This is a genomic window from Neorhizobium sp. 2083, assembly GCF_031455615.1.
Lineage (GTDB): Bacteria > Pseudomonadota > Alphaproteobacteria > Rhizobiales > Rhizobiaceae > Neorhizobium.
Window position 1 is genome coordinate 176948 of sequence record NZ_JAVDTC010000004.1, and the last position, 16992, is coordinate 193939.

Below are 16992 nucleotides of genomic sequence, written 5' to 3' on the forward strand. Positions count from 1 at the left end.
CGAAAAGCGCCTCTGAATCGGATAGTCCCTGAAGATTATCACGATTTCAGAGCCGTATCCGACCAGTTCGACACCGCCCAGCGCGGATTGTTGGAGACGTTCTGCACCGTGTCGCGCGCCACCGTGATAAAACCCCATTCGGCGATGTTGATCAGCGGCAGGTCGGTGGCGACGATCTTCTGGAACTGCTTGTAGAGCTCGGTGCGGGCCGCCGTGTCGATCGTTTCGGACGCCTTGGCGATGATGCCGTCGAGCTCCTTGTTCTCGTAGCCGCCCTGGTTGGAGAAGGGCACACCGGCCGGAATGCCGGACTGGACGAGAATGGTCGTCGAGATCGCCGGGTCGCCGCGGAAGACCGGCGGGCCGATGGCGAGATCGAAATCATGATCCGTGTAGACCGCCTTCTGGTGGGCGGCGGCATCCGCATTGACGAGCTGCGCATCGATGCCGACGGCCGCAAGCGCCTGGCGCAGATAGTCGCCGAACTGCTTTGTCTCGTTGAAATAGGGCGCTGGGCGCAGTTTCAGCGAGAAGCGGGTGCCATTGGCGCCCTTCTTGTAGCCGGCCTCGTCGAGCAGGGCATTCGCCTTGGCGGTGTCGAAGGCGTAGGTGGGTACGCTGGCGTCGTAGAATTCCGGGGCGTTTTTCGGCACCGGACCGGTGGAGGCGGCGGCGTAGCCGAGGAAGATCGTGTCGACCACGAACTTCCTGTCGATCGCATGGGCGATCGCCTGCCTCACCTTGACGTCGGCGAGCTCCTTGCGGCGATGGTTGATCTCGACGACGAGCTGGTAGGTCAGCGCTTCGTAGCCCTTGGAGATCACCTTGATGCCCGGCACCTTGGAGATGCGGGCGAGATCGGTGAGCGGCACCGCGGAAAAGGCGGCGAGCTGGATCTCTTCCGCCTCCAGTGCGGCACCGGCGCCGGCCCGGTCCGGCAGGACGCGAAAAATGATCTCGTCCAGTTTCGGCTCGCCCTTGCCCCAGTAATCGGCATTCCTGGTCAGGCGGTAATATTCGCCCGGCTTGTATTCGGTCAGCTTGAAAGGGCCGGTGCCGACCAGCTTCACATTGGCGGGGTTGGTGGCGATATCCGTGCCTTCGTAAAGATGTTTCGGCACGACGCTGCTGACGACCGGCAGGGCGTTGCGGATGAGCTGCAGCGGCGTGGGTTTTGAGAACTTGAAGACGGCCGTCGTCGCGTCCGGCGTCTCGACGGCTTCGAGATTGGCGAAGACGAGGCGGCCGAGGTTTTGCAGCGGCTTCCAGATGGCGAGCGCCGAATAGGCGACGTCGGCCGACGTGAACGGTTTGCCGTCATGCCATTTCCCGCCTTCGCGCAGCTTGAAGGTGACCGACTTGCCGTCGGCCGAACCTTCCCAGGAGGTTGCAAGGCGCGGTGCAAGGCCATCCTTGCCGTCGAAGGAGGCTTCCGCAAGCGGCTCGACCACCTTGCTGGCAATGAAGAAGACGCCGTTCGAGGCGACGATCGCGGGGTTGAGGTTCTTGGGCTCGGAATCGGCTGCGACGACCAGACGTCCACCGGCGGGCGCCGCCTGAGCAAGCGTGAAAGTGGGCAGCGCCGTCGAGGCCAGCAGCAGGCCGCCTGCCTGCAAAAGGGTCCGTCGGGATGGGTTGGCGATCGTCATGGCTCTCTCCTGCATTCAGCGTTTTCGGAGATATTGCCAGCGAAATCGTCGGCCGCACAGGCAGGAAATTCCTGCCGTTTCACTTTCGGGAACAAATTCTTGGAGCAGGCTGGGACCGCCGGAGTATTTCCATTGCGGTATAACGACTTAGTGGCGGGTTTCCAGCTCGTCGCGAAGGGCGGCGAGGATCTCTTCCGCCAGCGGCGCATCGCCGACCGCACGGGCAAGCGTCAGCCCTCCAACCATCTGCGAGAGGATGACGATCGACCTGCGGCGCCGTTCCTCGTCGCCGTTGCCGTCGACGATCTCCTGGAGCAGCTGCAAGTGGTTTTCGATGCCCTCGGCGAACACGGTTTGCACCGCTTCGCCCTGGCGGGAGGCATCGGCGCAGAGCGAGGCGAAGGTACAGCCCTTGGCCCTGACGAGCAGGTTCGGCCGGGAAAGATACATGCCGGTGATCGCCTTCAAGGCCCTGCCGCGGGCACGGCCCATGGTCTCCCGCCAGAGGGCGATGTTGTGCGCCAGCGCCTGGCGCGACGCCTCGGCCGCCAGATCGACCTTGGATCTGAACTGGCCGTAAAATCCGCCATGCGTCAGGCCCGCCGCCTTCATCAGGTCGGCTATGCCGATGCCATCGAAGCCGTATTCGCGGAACAGTTCGCCGGCTCTCAGCACCACGCGGCTGCGGTTCTCCTCGGCTTCCTGGCGGGTCACCTTCATCATCTTCTCCTTCAAGCCATCTTGACTCTTATATTTTGATCGTCATGTAAAAGGGCGATATATGATGATCAAAATTTAAATCGAGGTGAAACATGTCGGCAAGATCGAACGCGGGAAGAGTGGGCGACAGGATAGTGATCACCGGCATGGGCATGGTTTCGCCGCTTGCCAGCGGGGTCGAAGCCACCTGGCGCCGCCTGATCGAAGGGCGTTCCGGGCTGCGGCGGCTCTCCGAGGAGATGGTGCCGGACATCGACGCCAAGGTCGGCGGCGTCGTGCCCGGCATTGACGAGGACGAGTTCGGTTTCGACATGGATCTCGCGGTGCCGCACAAGGACCGCAGGAAGATGGACCGCTTCATCGCATTCGCGCTCGAAGCGTCGCGGCAAGCGCTGGAACAGTCCGGCTGGGTGGCAGATACGGATGACAGGCAGGACCGCACCGCGACCATCATCGCCTCCGGCATCGGCGGTTTCCACACCATCGCCGAGGCGGTGCGCACGGTCGATGCCCGCGGCGCCGGTCGGCTGTCGCCATTTACCGTGCCGTCCTTCCTCGTCAACCTTGCGGCCGGCCATGTCTCCATCCGTTACGGATTCAAGGGCCCGATCGGCGCGCCGGTGACCGCCTGCGCCGCAAGCGTCCAGGCGATCGGCGACGGCGTACGGATGATCAGGAGCGGCGAGGTGGATGTGGCGCTCTGCGGCGGCACCGAGGCCTGCATCAACCGGGTGGCGCTGGGCGGGTTCGCGGCGGCCCGCGGCCTTTCCACCGCGTTCAACGAGACGCCGGAAAAGGCATCGCGGCCGTTCGACGCCGCGCGTGACGGTTTCGTCATGGGCGAGGGCGCCGGCATCGTCGTTATCGAGACGCTGGAACACGCGCTGGCCCGCGGCGCGACGCCGCTGGTCGAAGTCGTCGGCTACGGCACCAGCGCCGACGCATACCATTTGACGGCGGGTCCCTCCGACGGTTCGGGAGCCCAGAGAGCCATGCGGAGGGCGCTGCAGATGGCCGGTCTTCCACCGGAGGCGATCGGTTACCTCAACGCGCATGCCACATCGACGCAGGTAGGCGACGCAGGCGAGCTTGCGGCGATCAAGACGATCTTCGGCACCGAAAACGGCCCGGCGATCTCCTCGACCAAGTCGGCAACCGGGCATCTGCTCGGTGCGGCGGGCGGTCTGGAAGCGATCATCACGGCGCTTGCGCTGCGCGACGGCATATTGCCGCCGACGCTCAATCTCGAAGATCCGGATCCGCTTGCCGAAGGCCTCGATCTCATCGGTCCGCAGGCGCGGGCGCAACAGGTCGAATACGCGCTGTCCAACGGGTTCGGCTTTGGCGGCGTGAATGCCAGCGTCATTCTGCGTCGCTTTGATGAAAACGCAAACTAGGAGCTACCATGTCTGAAGTTGTCATCGTCCAGCCGGTCCGTACCGCGATCGGCAAATATAACGGTTCGCTCGCCGGCATTGCGGCCGTCGACCTCGGTGCCGCGGTGATCCGCGAGACGATCGCGCGCTCCGGTCTCAGCGCTGGCGACGTGGCCTCGGTCACCATGGGCAATGTCGTGCAGGCCGGCAATAAAATGAACCCGGCGCGGCAGGCGGCGATCCATGGGGGCCTGCCGGTCTCGGTACCGGCCGTCACCGTCAACCGCGTCTGCGGTTCGGGTGCCGAGGCGGTCGCCAGTGCGGCCAAGGATATCTGGCTGGGCCATGCCAAAGTCGCGATTGCCGGCGGCATGGAGAACATGGACCGCGCACCCTACCTGATGAGCGGCGGCCGCTGGGGTTATCGCATGGGCCATGCGGAGATTTTCGACAGCATGCTGCTCGACGGTCTTCACGACGCATTCTCGGACAGGCATTCCGGCTGGCACACGGAAGACATGATCGCCTCACTGCAGATCAGTCGCGCCGATCAGGACCGCTGGGCGGCGCGCTCTCAGCAGCGGTTCAGCGCGGCGCAGGCGGACGGTAGGTTCACCGCCGAGATCGTGGGGATCGATCTTCCCGTGAAAGGCGGCGTCAAGAGTTTTGCCGCCGACGAAACGCCGAGGCCCGACACGACGGTCGAAGCGCTTTCGAAGTTGAAGCCGGCCTTCCGCGACGACGGCACGATCACCGCCGGCAATGCGCCCGGCCTCAACAGCGGTGCCGCGGCAATGATCGTCGCCGACCGGGCTTTTGCGGAAAGCAAGGGCCTGCGGCCGATGGCGAGGCTGGTGTCCTATGGCGTCGCCGCCGTCGAACCCGGCATGTTCGCGCTCGGGCCGATCCCGGCCGTCAACCAGGCGCTGGAACGGGCCGGCTGGACTGTCGGCGATATCGAGCGGATCGAGATCAACGAGGCCTATGCGGCGGTGCCGCTCGCGGTCATCAAGGGGCTCGGACTGCCGGAGGACATCGCCAATGTCGAGGGCGGGGCGGTGGCGCACGGCCATCCGATCGGCGCGACGGGAGCGATCCTGACGACCAGGCTTCTTTATTCGATGCAGCGCGGCGGTCTGAAGCGGGGCGTCGTGACGCTCTGCATCGGCGGCGGTCAGGGCATTGCGCTGGCGCTCGAAATGATCTGACCAAGCGAGCAAAAAGCGCGGCAAGAGGGATTGCCGCGCTTTTCGTCTATCCAGGCAGAGAGGACCTTTACGGATAGAGCCTTGGTTCTTCAGATCTCGACGACGACATAGTCCTCGTCGATGGAGACCGGGAAGGTTTCGGCCTGATAGGGGCCTTCCGTCAGCGCTCCGCCCTTGGCGACGGAAACGTCGAAGCTCTTGACCCTCGTGCGCGCCGGGTCGCACCAGGATTTTCCGGTGCGGATGTCGAATTCCCAGCCGTGCCAGGGACAACGGATGAGTTCCCCGTGCCGCGTCATTCGAACCTTGCCGGGCTCGTCGGATTCGGCAAGCCCCACGACCTGGCCGCGGCACAGGTCGGCACCTTCGTGCGGGCACCGATTGGCGATGGCGAAGAACTCGCCCTTGACGTTGAAGAGGGCAATGTCGCGGCCTGCGACCTTCACCAGCTTGGATTTGCCGATGTCGAGTTCGTCGACCTTGGCGATGACATGACGGGCCATTCTCTGTTCAATCCATCGATGTTGACTGCGTTTTCCGGAGGAGCTGACGTTGCACTCCGTGTTCAGGGCAGACGGTAGACGCTTTTTGCATTGTCGCGAAAGATCCTTGCGCGCTCCGTCGGTGACAGCGGCACCTTGAAGGCATAGCGCGGATCGTCGAAATCCCAGTGCGGGTAGTCGGTCGAGAACATCAATCGGTCGGTGCCGACCCAGCGCAGCGTGTCGAGCAGGTGGCGGTTGTTCTCCGGCTCCTCGATCGGCTGGGTGGTGAACCAGACGTTTTCGCGGATATATTCGGACGGCGGCCGCTTCACATGCGGCACCTCGGAGCGCATCCGCTCCCACTGCTTGTCGAGCCGCCACATCAGCGGTGCCGCCCAGGCGAAACCGCCTTCGACGACGACCAGTTTCAATTTTGGGAAGCGTTCGAAGACGCCCTCGAAGACCATGCTGGTCACCACGCTCTGCAGGCTGTGCGAGAAGGCGTAGTGTTCCTCGATATAGAAGTTCAGCCAGCCGGCGCCGCTGTTCGTATGCTGGCCGTAGGCGGCCGAATGCATGCCGATCGGCATGTCGTAATGTTCGGCGGCCTCGTAGATCGGCCAGTAGCGGCGGCGGCCCGCCGGTTCGATGGTGCGCGGCGGAATGGCGATCTGGGCAAAACTCCTGTCGCCGATGCGCGCCTCGATTTCGGCGAGAGCCGCCGTCGCATCTTCCTGGGTGACGCAGATTGAGGCTTTCAGGCGCGGGTCAGGACCTGTCCACTTGTCGAGCTGCCAGTCGTTGACGGCCGCGCACATGGCGGCGCCCAGTTCCTGGTTCAGCGTCGAGGAACCGGCAGCGAGCGGCTGCAGGATGCCGTATTCGATGCCGAGCAGGTCGAGCAGCTGCTCCTGAAGATAGGCAAGGTCGGAGGCCGGCGGCCCGCCATTCGGCGGCCAGGCGTCGCGGCGCATGCCGTTGCCGGGTGTCATGCGCGGATAGGGCAGGGTGCCGACGACCGGATTGGCGCTGCGCTGGCCGTAGTCGGCCAGGTGGTCGCGCCAGCGCAGGGGCAGGAATTTCGCAAGTTCGGTGGGCGAGCCGAAGGCCGGGTGGATGTCGCAATCGACGATCCCGAGCCTGGCTTCGCCCTCTTTTTCGAGAGTGGTGTCCTTTTCCAGAACGGCCTGGTTCATGGCTTAGTCCTCCAGTCCTGAATTGCGGGGCAGTCGCGGATAGGTGGCGAGCGCATTGTCCCGAACCAGCCGGTCGAGCAGGCGTTCCGGGAAACCGGCAGGGATGGCGGCCTCGCCTTCGAACTGCGCATGCGGATAATCGGTCGAGAACAGCAGCATGTCGTCGCAATCGAGGTGTTCGATGATGCGTTCCAGTTCGGCCGGGTCGCGCGGCGCGTCGAAGGGCTGCGTCGTCATGCGGATCTGGCGGCGGACCAGTGCCGATGGCGGTTCCTTGACCCAGGGGATTTCGATGCGGGCGCCGCGCCAGTCCTTGCTCATCCGCCACATCTGGCCGGGCAGCCAAGAGACCCCGGATTCGATCAGCACGATCTTCATGTCCGGGAATTTGCCGAGCACGCCTTCGGCGACGAAACTACCGACCTGGGCCGCAAAACCCTGGATCTGGTGGACATAGTCCTCGGCGAGATAGGAGAGGAATCCGCTCTGGCTCGGCGCGTGGCGATAGGCGCTGCCGGCATGGACGCCGAGCGCAAAACCGTGCCGCTGGGCAGCCTCGTAGATCGGCCAGTAGATGCGGCGGCCGAGCGGCATCTCGCCCATGCAGAGCGCCAGCACCTGCACGAAACGCTTGTCGCCGGCAAAGCGCTCGATCTCCTCGACGGCGGCTTCCGGGTTCTGCATCGGCAGGACGAGCGAGGCGCGCAGGCGCGGGTCCCGGTCCAGCCATTCCGCCTTCAGCCAGTCGTTGGTGGCGCGGCAGACGGCGGTCGCGAGATAGGGATCGTAGATCGCGTGCACGGCGGTCACGCAGTTCAGGATCGCGTATTTGAGCCCGAACGGATCGAGCAGGTTTTTCCGCAGCTTTTCGACGCCCTTGCCCTCCGTCTTCTTCCAGTCCTCCCGGAAGAACGGCTTGGTGCGGGTCGGAAAATTGGTGAGCTCCAGGCGGTCGACATCGCGCGTGGTGACGATTTCGCGCCAGTAGTCGTCGAAATAGGGCAGGAGATCGTCGCGCCCCGGTGCATCCGGATGAACGTCACAATCGATCGCGCCCAGTTGCGAAAGCACAGGGCGCTGCTGGGTGACAGCAGTATCCACCGCTTAAACCTCCCTCGTCTTATTGACCGGCCGCTCGTCGTCGATCAGCGGCGGGCCTGAACCTCACTCCCGGGCAGCGTCTCAAAAGACGGCGCCCTCGCATCAGTGATGCGTTTCCTCGATTTGGGAGGGTAAGGGGCACTGGGAGCCAAGAGAATATACTTTTTCATCGTAGCGGCTTTCTCGAATCGAGAAAGCTAAACGGCTTTCAGCTTTTCCTCTCTGGCAAAGATGGCGCATTCAGGCGGCGCGATTGCCGATCACCAGGGCCGTGTGCATATGGATGCGCAGCCACTCCATCAGGGCGCGCACGGTGGGTTTGCGTGCCTGGGTCTGGGGGATGAGCGCCTTCAGCCAGAGCTCCGCGACCGGAAAGTCCGGCAGCAGCTCAATCAGCTTGCCGCTCCTGATCGATTCTTCCGCCACGTAGCTCGCCACCATGGCGACACCCCGGCCCCTGAGCGCCAGGTCGTGCAGGATCTGGGTATCGTTGGCGCTGAAGGCCGACCGCACCTCGACGTCGATCGGGCCGCCGGGGCTCAGGAACGACCAGGTCGAGCCGGTCGCATGGAAGGTGAGGCAGATGTGGTTGACGAGGTCACGCGGATGTTTCGGCAGGCCGCGATTTTCGAGATAGCCGGGAGCGGCGCAGAGTTTTCGCGGGTAGGGACAGAGCGGCTCGTCGATGACATTGGAATAGGAGGCGGGCAGGGCGCCGAGCGCGATGTCATATCCCTCTTCAGCCGGATTGACGGAACGGTCAACCAGAGCAAGGTCCATCGTGACGTTCGGGTTCTCCTGCTGGAAGTCGCTGAGGATGCGGGCGAGGAAGGCAATCGTCACCGTCGTCGGCGCCTTGATCCTCAAATGTCCCTCGATGCGCTGGGCAACGGCGGCCGCTCCGCTCACGGCATCGTCGATCTCCTTCACCAGGGATTGGTAGCGCGGCAGATAACGCTCGCCGACCTCCGTCAGGATGATCTGGCGGGTCGAGCGGATGAAGAGTTTCACCCGCATCTGATCTTCCAGACGGCTGATGCGTTTGGTCACGACGGACGGCGCGACGCCGAGATGGCGGCCCGCCGCCGAGAAGCTGCCTGACCGCGCAACTGCCAGGAACGTGCGGATATTGATAAGCGTATCCAATGTCTTAGTTCTCCCATGCCGCTCTCCCAGGCGGCCCTCCGAATAAACGGTAACACGATTCATCTTTCTATTTTCGAGAAAAGTGAATGTAAAAAAATGGTGCTTTTCCACTGCTCGGGAAAAGGTCAATCTAACAGAAGAGGGAATTCCGGTGCCGGGCGGCATCGTTGCGGCCGGCGGGGAGAGCCGGCGCAGATCGGAATTCAGAAAAGGGAGTTTGCAGTTGGCTGAGGCGGCCAATCCTGCCCGAACCGAAGGTCCAGTCGCCCCGTATCCCGGGGCGTTTATCAGGGACCTTGTCAAATGCGATAGATGCGCCAGATCGCGTCTGGAACGCCCGGTGGACGGTCAGGAACAGACGAGCTTCTGCGGCCGCCACGACGATGGAAGGTCCAGGCGGGAAAGATGGCGGGGCCGTTCGGGAAACGGCACTGCCCGAGGTGAAAAAGGAGATCGCGGCCGTTGGCCGCAGAAATTTTGAGCGTCGAGTGCCGGGATCTAAGTCCCGGGCGCGACGCTCGATCGTCAGTTCCAGGGAGGAGAGACACGTGACGACAAACACATCCATGACTTCGGCCATTCATACATGGTCGCGCCGGTTTTTCATGGCGGCTGTTGGCAGCCTTGCCATTTCGGCGGCGGCCGGCATGCCTGCCTTCGCGCAGGATGCCGAGTGGCAGAAGGTGATCGACGCGGGCAAGAAGGAAGGCTCACTCGTTCTTTATACCGCGCTCGTCGGCCAACCCAGCACCAAGCAGATCGCAGAAGCCTTCACCAAGCAGTACGGAATTTCCGTCGAAGTGCTTGAAGCGCGCGCCTCGGAGATCCGCGAGCGCGTCCGCGTCGAGCAGGCCGCCGGCCGCTTCGCCGCCGACGTGATGTTCACCAGCGAAGGGCAGACCATGCTCTACGACAAGGAGGACAAGTCCGTCGATCCGCTGCCTGTGACCCCGAATTCCCAGAAGATCGGCGACAAGTTCAAGCTCAAGGTGCCGATGGCCTCGGTCATGACCATCCCTTATGGGATCATGATCAATACCGGCCTCGTCAAGCCTGCCGACGAACCGAAGAGCTGGAAGGACATTGCCGACCCGAAATGGCAGGGCAAGATCCTGTCGGACGATCCGCGCGCGATCGGCGCCGGTTACCTCTGGTTCTTCTCGACCTATGACAAGATCGGCGAAGACTATGTGAAGAAGGTCGCAAGCCAGAAGCTGGTTTTCACCCGCGACCAGCGCGAATCGCAGCGCCGCACGGCGCGCGGCGAATATTCGATCTACATGCCGGTCATCATGACCGACTTTTCGGATCTGAAGGGACTGCCGGTCAAGTTCATCATTCCCGAGGAGGGCGTTCCTTACGTTCTCTACGGCAACGTGATGCTCAAGAAGGCTCCGCACCCGAACGCCGCCAAGCTCTATCTCGACTTCATGCAGGGCCCGGTCGTGCAGAAGATCTATGCAGGTCTCGGCTACGGCCCCGTCCTTGGCGGCATGACCGAAGGCCTGCCGGCGGACGTCAAGGCGATTTCCGAAGCCAAGCTCTACGGCACGACGGATACGACCCGCCAGAACGAGATGCTGGCCAAGTCCAAGGACATCTTCAAGTAAGCCTCCCAGGCCGCCGCCGGTCCGATAATCAAGCCGGCGGCGGTGCCGTTTTCATACCCGGAACCGTGAGGATTCCATGACGATCATTCATAACCGCCCATTGGACGATATCGCCGAGACCGCGCCGACGCTGGGCGGCAATGCCTTCACGCGCGCCTTTTCCGGCGGTTCGCTGTGGCGTCTGATCGGCATGCTGGTGCTGATCCTGCTGCTCGGCTTCCTGACGATCTATCCGCTTGCCATGCTGCTCTACGGCAGCCTGCATTCGACGCCGCCCGGCATGGCCGGCGAGTTCAATCTGAACGGCTACCGCTCGATCATGACCACCCAGAACCTGATCGTTCTGGCCAACACGGTCGGCATATCGCTTGCGAAAACCATACCGTCGCTGACGATCGCGGTGTTTCTGGCCTGGATCGTCGCACGCACCGACACGCCCTTCCGCGGCGCGCTGGAAGTGCTGATCACGCTGCCCTTCTTCATTCCGCCGATCCTGACCGCCATGGCCTGGGGCATGCTCGCCAACCCGCAGGTGGGCGTCATCAACATGGTCTGGCGCTGGGCGACCGGGGCGACCGATCCGCTGGTCAACATCTATTCCTATGGCGGCGTCATCTGGCACATGTGCCAGTATTCGATCCCGTTCCTGTTCCTGTTCATGGTCGACGCCTTCCGGGCGATGGACCCGTCGCTCGAGGAATCGAGCCGCATGTGCGGCGCCTCACGCTGGACGACGTTTCGCAAGATCACGCTGCTGCTGATGCTGCCGGTTTTGACCAGTTCCTTCATGCTGAGCTTCATCAAGGGCATCGAGACTTTCGAGTCGGCGCTGTTCTTCGGCCTGCCTGCCGGCATCAAGGTGATCACCACCGACATTTACGAGTCGATCAACCACCGGGCCACGCCCGACTACCAGTATGCGACCTCGCTTTCCTTCGCGATCATGGGGCTGATGTTCCTGCTCGTCATCTGGCAGTGGTGGATGCTGCGCGGCAAGAGCTTTCAGACCGTCACGGGCAAGGGTTTTCGCCCGAGCGTCATGGAGCTCGGCCCCTGGCGCTGGGTCACCTTCGCCTTTTGCGCGTTGTTCTTCTTCATCACGGTGGTGCTGCCGATCGGGCAGCTGATGCTCGGCTCGTTCTTCCGCTTCTTCGGCTTCTACACCTATGACATGCTGACGCTGGAGCATTACAGGGCCGTCTTCGCCAACAGCGAATTCTGGCGGGCGGTGCGCAATACGATGATGCTCGGCCTGCTCGGCGCCACCGCGACCATGGCGCTCGGCGCGATCGTCGCCTACATCTCGGTGCGCACCCGCTGGCGCGGCCGCAGCCTGATCGACGGCATGGCCTGGCTACCCTGGATGATGCCGGGCATGGTGCTCGGCGTCGGTTTCCTCTGGGCGTTTGCGATGCTGCCGGGACCGATCCCGATCTACGGCACCGTCTGGGCGCTGCTGCTCGCCTATATCGCGCTCGGCACGCCGGTCTCGGTCAGGGTGATGACCGGCGCCTATCACCAGCTTTCCTATGACCTGGAGGAATGCTCGCGCGTTCACGGCGCAAGCTGGTTCCAGACCATGTGGCGGATCATGGTGGCGCTTGCCTGGCCGGCCTTTGCCGTCGGCTGGGTGCTGACCTTCTTCGGCATCATGCGCGAACTGTCGGCATCGATCCTTCTCTATTCGGTCGGTTCGGAAACGCTCGCGGTCGTGCTGATGAAGCTCTGGGCCAACGGCAATGCCGAACAGGTCAGCGTCATCGGCCTGATGATGATGCTGCTGGTCATCGTGTTCCGCTGGGTGCAGCTCAGTTTCATCAAGGCGCGGATCAGCAAGCTCTAGGCCCTCCTGCGTGGCGGCTCGTGGCCGTCCACAACCCGGTATGTTTTCAATAAGCGGATTTCTGCAATCCGTGTTCGACAAGGAAGAGAAATATGGCTTCGGTGACGCTCGAAAACGTGAGCCGCATGTATGGCGCGGTGACCGCCGTGGACAACGTGAACCTGAAGATCAAGAGCGGCGAATTCGTCACGCTGCTCGGGCCCTCGGGCTGCGGCAAGACGACGACGCTGCGCATGGTGGCCGGGCTCGAAAAGAATACCGGCGGCCGCATCTCGATCGGCGACAATGTCGTGTCGGATGCGGATAAGGGCTATTTCGTGCCGTCCGAACGCCGCCGTCTCGGCATGGTTTTCCAGTCCTACGCGATCTGGCCGCATATGACGGTGTTCGACAACGTCGCCTATCCGTTGCGCATCCGCCGCCGTCCCGACACGGAAATCCGGGATCGCGTCATGAACGCGCTGCGCCTGGTCGAGATGGAGCAATATGCCGAGCGGCCGTCGCCGGCGCTTTCCGGCGGCCAGCAGCAGCGCGTCGCGATCGCCCGGGCGCTGGTGTTCGAGCCGGAAGTGCTCTTGCTCGACGAACCGCTTTCCAACCTTGACGCCCGGCTGCGCACCCAGATGGGCGACGATTTTCGTGCGCTGCAGCAGCGGCTGAAGATCACCGCGCTCTACGTCACCCACGACCAGGCGGAGGCGATGGCGCTGTCCGACCGGGTCGTGGTCATGCATGGCGGCAGGATCCTGCAGGTCGGCGCGCCGGAAGAGATCTACCGCCGGCCGGAAAACCGCCAGGTCGCCGCCTTTTTCGGAACGCCCAACCTCCTGAACGCGACGGTGAAAGACTGCCGTCCGAATGGCGGTCAATATTATAAGCTCTCGGTCGAAGGCCAGGGCTGGTCCGGCGACTGTCATGCGGCGACCGAAATGCCGAAGGGCGCCGATGTCACCGTCATGGTTCGGCCGGAAAACCTGCATGTCCGCAATGCGGGCGAGGTGAACGGCGATCTTTCCTGGTCGGGTGAGGTGTCGCAGGCGATCTTCCGCGGCTCGCACCGCTCGATCATGGTCAAGACCCCGGCGCAGACGCTGCATGTCGAGGCTTCGTCGCTTTCCCATGTGGATATCGGCCGCCCGGTCACGGTTGCCGCACCCGTGGAGGCCGCCTGGGCCGTGCGGAACTGAGCGTTCCCCGCTGCCCGGGCCTATCCGGCTCGGGTTCGGGCCGGCGATATGGAAAACTTGCGTTTTGTCGCAGATATTCAATATTGAAGCGATGTTCCCGCCGGCCGTTTCCCGTCCGGCGCGATCCGCATGTCGATATGGCGCAGGCGAGGCCCAAACATGACCACAGGCACCCGAACTCAGAACACTGCCGGGCCTGAGAAGCAGGAAACCCGCCAGCAGCATGTGATCGACAAGCTGAGGACCTGGGCGAGCAACGGCACGATCGACCCGCGCAAGAAACTGTCCGAATCCGGACTGGCCGAGGCGCTCGGCGTGTCGCGCACGCCGATCCGGCATGCGCTGGCCGTGCTCGTCGAAGAGGGCGTGCTGCAGCGGGTCGGTGCCCGCGGTTATCGTGTCCGGGCTTACAAGGTGGCCGACGTCATCGAAGCAATCGAGCTGCGGTCGATGATCGAAGGCTATGCGGCCAAGAAGATCGCCAGCGAAGGCCCGTCGCCGACGCTGCTCGCCGAGCTCAAGGACTGTCTGCGCGAAGGCGACGACATTTTCGAGAACGGCGGTTTCGACGATCCCGTCAACGAGGAGCGTTACGCGGCGATGAACCTGCGTTTCCACACGCTGATCATCGAGGCTGCCGGCGGAAACCTGCTGCACCAGCTCACCAGCCTGTTCGATCGGGTGCCCTTCGGCGCGCCCGATTCGATCCGTTTCGACAACATCACCCGCAAGGAGCGGGCGCAGCATCTGCATTACGCGCACTGGCAGCACCATCACATGGTCTCCGCGCTGATCGCCCGCGACGGCGCGCGCGCCGAAAGCCTGTTCCGCGAGCATGGCGAAGGCGTGAAGATCAGCCTCGGCATCAGCAAGGGGCTTTTCGCGATCGACGGCTCGCGCATCCTGCCCATCTTCGACCTCGACAGTCCGGCGGGCCATATCAATGGCCTCATGCAGGACGATAGCGAGGACTGAGCCGATGCGTCCCGGATAACTCTGTTTGCATTTGGGATCCCAAATTCACCAATTTGTCGATGAATAACGACAATCCGGATCCGGTTGGTTTTTCCGCACTGCATCAATTCTGACCGATATATTATAGATCCTGCGCAATTCTAATGGGTTGTCGCAGCGCTTTTCGCCCCTGGGCCAAAATCGGGTATTGTATCCCAAATCCTATTGCTCTATGAATCGCTTCGACCGGGAGGAGGCCTCGATTTCCGCCAAGCCGTCGAGGCGAGGTTCGAGAACCGGGCTTTTAGGAGGAGATGGCGGGAGGAGACCGCTGACCCTCGTTTGCATGAGACATCTTGAGACGATGCATATCGTATCCCGAACCGGTTTTGCCCGGCGGGCGGCATGCAGGAGAGAACCCGAGGGAAGGTTAAGTTAATGGCTAAGAATCTCACCCAAGTCCTGAAAGAGAAGGGCAATACTGTCGAGATGCTGCGCAATTCGCGCATCGGCATGTATATTTATCCGGTCGTCGCGCCGGAATTTTCCAACTGGCGCACCGAGCAGATGGCATGGCGCCATTCTGCCGTCCTCTTCGACCAGTCGCACCACATGGACGAACTGATCGTCGAAGGCCCGGATGCGGCAAAATTCCTCGAAAGCCTGGCGATCAACAGTTTTGCCAATTTCGGCACCAACCGCGCCAAACACTATGTTCCGGTCACGCCGGCCGGCCACGTCATCGGCGACATGATCATCTTCCGCGAAACGGAACAGAAATTCGTTCTCGTCGGCCGGGCGCCAACCGCCAACTGGCTGCGCTATAACGCCTCGCTCGGCAAGCACGACGTCAAGCTCACCCACGACCCGCGTTCGCCTTCTCGCCCGGACGGCAAGGAAGTCAACCGCGTTCACTATCGCTTCCAGATCCAGGGGCCGGACGCCAACAAGATTTTCGACAAGATGAACGGCGGTCCGATCCAGGACATCAAGTTCTTCCATGTCGACTGGATCAATATCGGCTCCAAGAAGGTCCAGGCCCTGCGTCATGGCATGGCCGGCGCTCCCGGTCTCGAAGTATGGGGTCCCTATGCCGAGAAGGACGAGGTCCGCGAGATCATCGTCAAGGCCGCCAAGGATGCCGGCGTCGATCTCTACCTCGTCGGTGCGCGCGCCTATTCGACCAACACGCTGGAATCCGGCTGGATCCCGTCGCCGCTGCCGGGCATCTATACCGGCGCCGAACTGCAGGGCTATCGCGACTGGCTGACGGAAGACAGCTATGAGGCGACCGGCTCGATCGGCGGCAGCCTCGTCTCCGACAATATCGAGGACTATTACGTCAACCCGTACGAGCTCGGTTACGGCATTTACGTGAAGTTCGACCACGATTTCGTCGGCCGTGCTGCTCTTGAGGCCATGAAGGACAAGCCGCAGCGCAAGAAGGTCACCTTCGAGTGGAACGCGGAAGACGTGATGAAGGTCATCGCCTCCAACTTCGTTCCCGGTGAGCAGGCCTACAAGTGGATCGACCTGCCGCAGCCGAACTATGCCTCGTCCAGCGCCGACAGGATCATGCATGGCGACAAGGTCGTCGGCATGTCGATGTTCAACGGCTACAGCTACAACGAACGCTGCATGCTGTCGCTCGGCATCGTCGATGCCGACGTCCAGGAAGGCGACGTCCTGACGCTGATCTGGGGCGAGCCGAACGGCGGCACGTCCAAAACCTCGGTCGAAAAGGGCCACAAACAGGCCGAAATCCGCGTCCGCGTCTCGGCTACGCCCTATGCCGCCGAAGCTCGTGAAAACTACGCCGAAAGCTGGCGCACCAAGAAGGCCTGATCGTCTCGCATTGCCTCCCAGGCTGAAGACAAAAGCGGCGTCCGAGAGGGCGCCGTTTTTTGTTTGAACGTTGGCGGCTGGGCTTGGGGTGATGGTCCGCTTTCGGCCCAGAAGCGGTCGTGAGGCCCGTTCAGGACGGACCCCTTCAGTGGCTCTAAGAGAGGTAAAGGTTCACTCGGGAGATGACCGATACTCCAACAGAAATATGGTGCGGGCGCATCCGTTCCGTCACGACCTCGTTTTGCGATACCTGATTATATATCGAATGTCTTGGAACAATATCAGAATGATGAGGTATAGTAGGGCGTATTGGAATAGCGTGTAGCTGCCTGCAGACGTAGGCTCTTGCCGAATGTGTAAGACGGAGGAAAGTGCGGCGAGCGAAAGCAGCCATGATAGAGTTTTGAATGCATACAGAACGGGGGTGGGGCCTTCACTTATCAAGGCCGAAGTAGAATAGGAACCCCACCTCAACGCGAAGCCTAGCGCATAAAATACTAAGAATAATGCATATTGAAAATGAAGTGAATCTGCTAAATTGCACCAATTTTCCAGCGAAAGAACGCCGAAATTTATCAATGTTGCTAAAAAATACGCAGATAGTAGAAGCCATAAACGCTTTCTATATTTTCCGCTGCATACGTACATTTCTAGACGGTATCCGAATCATGA

Annotated in this window: 13 protein-coding genes; 7 read left to right on the top strand and 6 right to left on the bottom strand. The window is 62.2% G+C overall.

What is annotated here, in order from left to right; genetic code table 11:
• Nucleotides 1-38 precede the first annotated feature (38 nt).
• Both J2X76_RS17015 and J2X76_RS17020 read right to left on the bottom strand, forming a co-directional pair.
• The gene (locus tag J2X76_RS17015) at nucleotides 39-1649 is read right to left on the bottom strand and encodes an ABC transporter substrate-binding protein (RefSeq protein WP_310218333.1); all 1611 of its coding nucleotides are present in this window, start codon (nucleotides 1647-1649) and stop codon (nucleotides 39-41) included.
• A gap of 147 nt (nucleotides 1650-1796) precedes the next feature.
• The gene (locus J2X76_RS17020; protein ID WP_310218335.1) at nucleotides 1797-2369 is read right to left on the bottom strand and encodes a TetR/AcrR family transcriptional regulator; all 573 of its coding nucleotides are present in this window, start codon (nucleotides 2367-2369) and stop codon (nucleotides 1797-1799) included.
• Between the two features lie 92 nt (nucleotides 2370-2461).
• Here J2X76_RS17020 and fabF point away from each other — a divergent pair, with 92 nt between their 5' ends.
• Nucleotides 2462-3766, top strand: a complete 1305-nt coding sequence (gene fabF, locus J2X76_RS17025) for a beta-ketoacyl-ACP synthase II (protein ID WP_310218337.1) — start codon at nucleotides 2462-2464, stop codon at nucleotides 3764-3766.
• Between the two features lie 8 nt (nucleotides 3767-3774).
• Entirely contained in the window at nucleotides 3775-4953 is a 1179-nt protein-coding gene (locus tag J2X76_RS17030) for an acetyl-CoA C-acyltransferase (protein ID WP_310218339.1), read from the top strand.
• A gap of 89 nt (nucleotides 4954-5042) precedes the next feature.
• On the opposite strand, the gene J2X76_RS17035 is transcribed toward J2X76_RS17030, so the two are convergent.
• The 4 genes from J2X76_RS17035 to J2X76_RS17050 form a co-directional block, all read right to left on the bottom strand.
• Nucleotides 5043-5456: a Rieske (2Fe-2S) protein gene (locus J2X76_RS17035; protein WP_113127139.1), complete on the bottom strand. Its 414-nt coding sequence runs from the start codon at nucleotides 5454-5456 to the stop codon at nucleotides 5043-5045.
• A 62-nt stretch (nucleotides 5457-5518) separates the two neighbouring features.
• The gene (locus tag J2X76_RS17040) at nucleotides 5519-6634 is read right to left on the bottom strand and encodes an amidohydrolase family protein (RefSeq protein ID WP_310218341.1); all 1116 of its coding nucleotides are present in this window, start codon (nucleotides 6632-6634) and stop codon (nucleotides 5519-5521) included.
• 3 nt (nucleotides 6635-6637) lie between these two features.
• On the bottom strand, nucleotides 6638-7735 hold the full coding sequence (locus J2X76_RS17045) for an amidohydrolase family protein (protein ID WP_113284711.1): 1098 nt from the start codon (nucleotides 7733-7735) through the stop codon (nucleotides 6638-6640).
• A gap of 240 nt (nucleotides 7736-7975) precedes the next feature.
• Nucleotides 7976-8881, bottom strand: coding sequence for a LysR family transcriptional regulator (locus tag J2X76_RS17050; protein ID WP_113127136.1), 906 nt, complete (start codon nucleotides 8879-8881; stop codon nucleotides 7976-7978).
• 548 nt (nucleotides 8882-9429) lie between these two features.
• Here J2X76_RS17050 and J2X76_RS17055 point away from each other — a divergent pair.
• From J2X76_RS17055 to J2X76_RS17075, 5 genes are all read left to right on the top strand, one after another.
• Nucleotides 9430-10491 carry an extracellular solute-binding protein gene (locus tag J2X76_RS17055; RefSeq protein WP_310218344.1) on the top strand — a complete coding sequence of 354 codons (1062 nt, stop codon included), beginning with the start codon at nucleotides 9430-9432 and terminating at the stop codon, nucleotides 10489-10491.
• A gap of 76 nt (nucleotides 10492-10567) precedes the next feature.
• Nucleotides 10568-12334 (top strand): iron ABC transporter permease, encoded by a 1767-nt coding sequence (locus J2X76_RS17060; protein ID WP_310218347.1) that lies wholly within the window; start codon nucleotides 10568-10570, stop codon nucleotides 12332-12334.
• Nucleotides 12335-12426: 92 nt separating this feature from the next.
• Complete coding sequence (locus tag J2X76_RS17065) at nucleotides 12427-13521, top strand: ABC transporter ATP-binding protein (RefSeq protein WP_310218350.1); 1095 nt, start codon at nucleotides 12427-12429, stop codon at nucleotides 13519-13521.
• Between the two features lie 159 nt (nucleotides 13522-13680).
• Entirely contained in the window at nucleotides 13681-14496 is an 816-nt protein-coding gene (locus J2X76_RS17070) for a GntR family transcriptional regulator (RefSeq protein WP_310218354.1), read from the top strand.
• Between the two features lie 417 nt (nucleotides 14497-14913).
• Nucleotides 14914-16320, top strand: coding sequence for an aminomethyl transferase family protein (locus J2X76_RS17075; protein WP_310218356.1), 1407 nt, complete (start codon nucleotides 14914-14916; stop codon nucleotides 16318-16320).
• Nucleotides 16321-16992: the final 672 nt, after the last annotated feature.

Excerpts from the sequence above, each read along its gene's own strand:
- J2X76_RS17015 (WP_310218333.1), bottom strand. The coding sequence starts at position 1,649 with ATGACGATCGCCAACCCATCCCGACGGACCCTTTTGCAGGCAGGCGGC.
- J2X76_RS17020 (WP_310218335.1), bottom strand. The coding sequence starts at position 2,369 with ATGAAGGTGACCCGCCAGGAAGCCGAGGAGAACCGCAGCCGCGTGGTG.
- fabF (WP_310218337.1), top strand. The coding sequence starts at position 2,462 with ATGTCGGCAAGATCGAACGCGGGAAGAGTGGGCGACAGGATAGTGATC.
- J2X76_RS17030 (WP_310218339.1), top strand. The coding sequence starts at position 3,775 with ATGTCTGAAGTTGTCATCGTCCAGCCGGTCCGTACCGCGATCGGCAAA.
- J2X76_RS17035 (WP_113127139.1), bottom strand. The coding sequence starts at position 5,456 with ATGGCCCGTCATGTCATCGCCAAGGTCGACGAACTCGACATCGGCAAA.
- J2X76_RS17040 (WP_310218341.1), bottom strand. The coding sequence starts at position 6,634 with ATGAACCAGGCCGTTCTGGAAAAGGACACCACTCTCGAAAAAGAGGGC.
- J2X76_RS17060 (WP_310218347.1), top strand. The coding sequence starts at position 10,568 with ATGACGATCATTCATAACCGCCCATTGGACGATATCGCCGAGACCGCG.
- J2X76_RS17065 (WP_310218350.1), top strand. The coding sequence starts at position 12,427 with ATGGCTTCGGTGACGCTCGAAAACGTGAGCCGCATGTATGGCGCGGTG.
- J2X76_RS17070 (WP_310218354.1), top strand. The coding sequence starts at position 13,681 with ATGACCACAGGCACCCGAACTCAGAACACTGCCGGGCCTGAGAAGCAG.
- J2X76_RS17075 (WP_310218356.1), top strand. The coding sequence starts at position 14,914 with ATGGCTAAGAATCTCACCCAAGTCCTGAAAGAGAAGGGCAATACTGTC.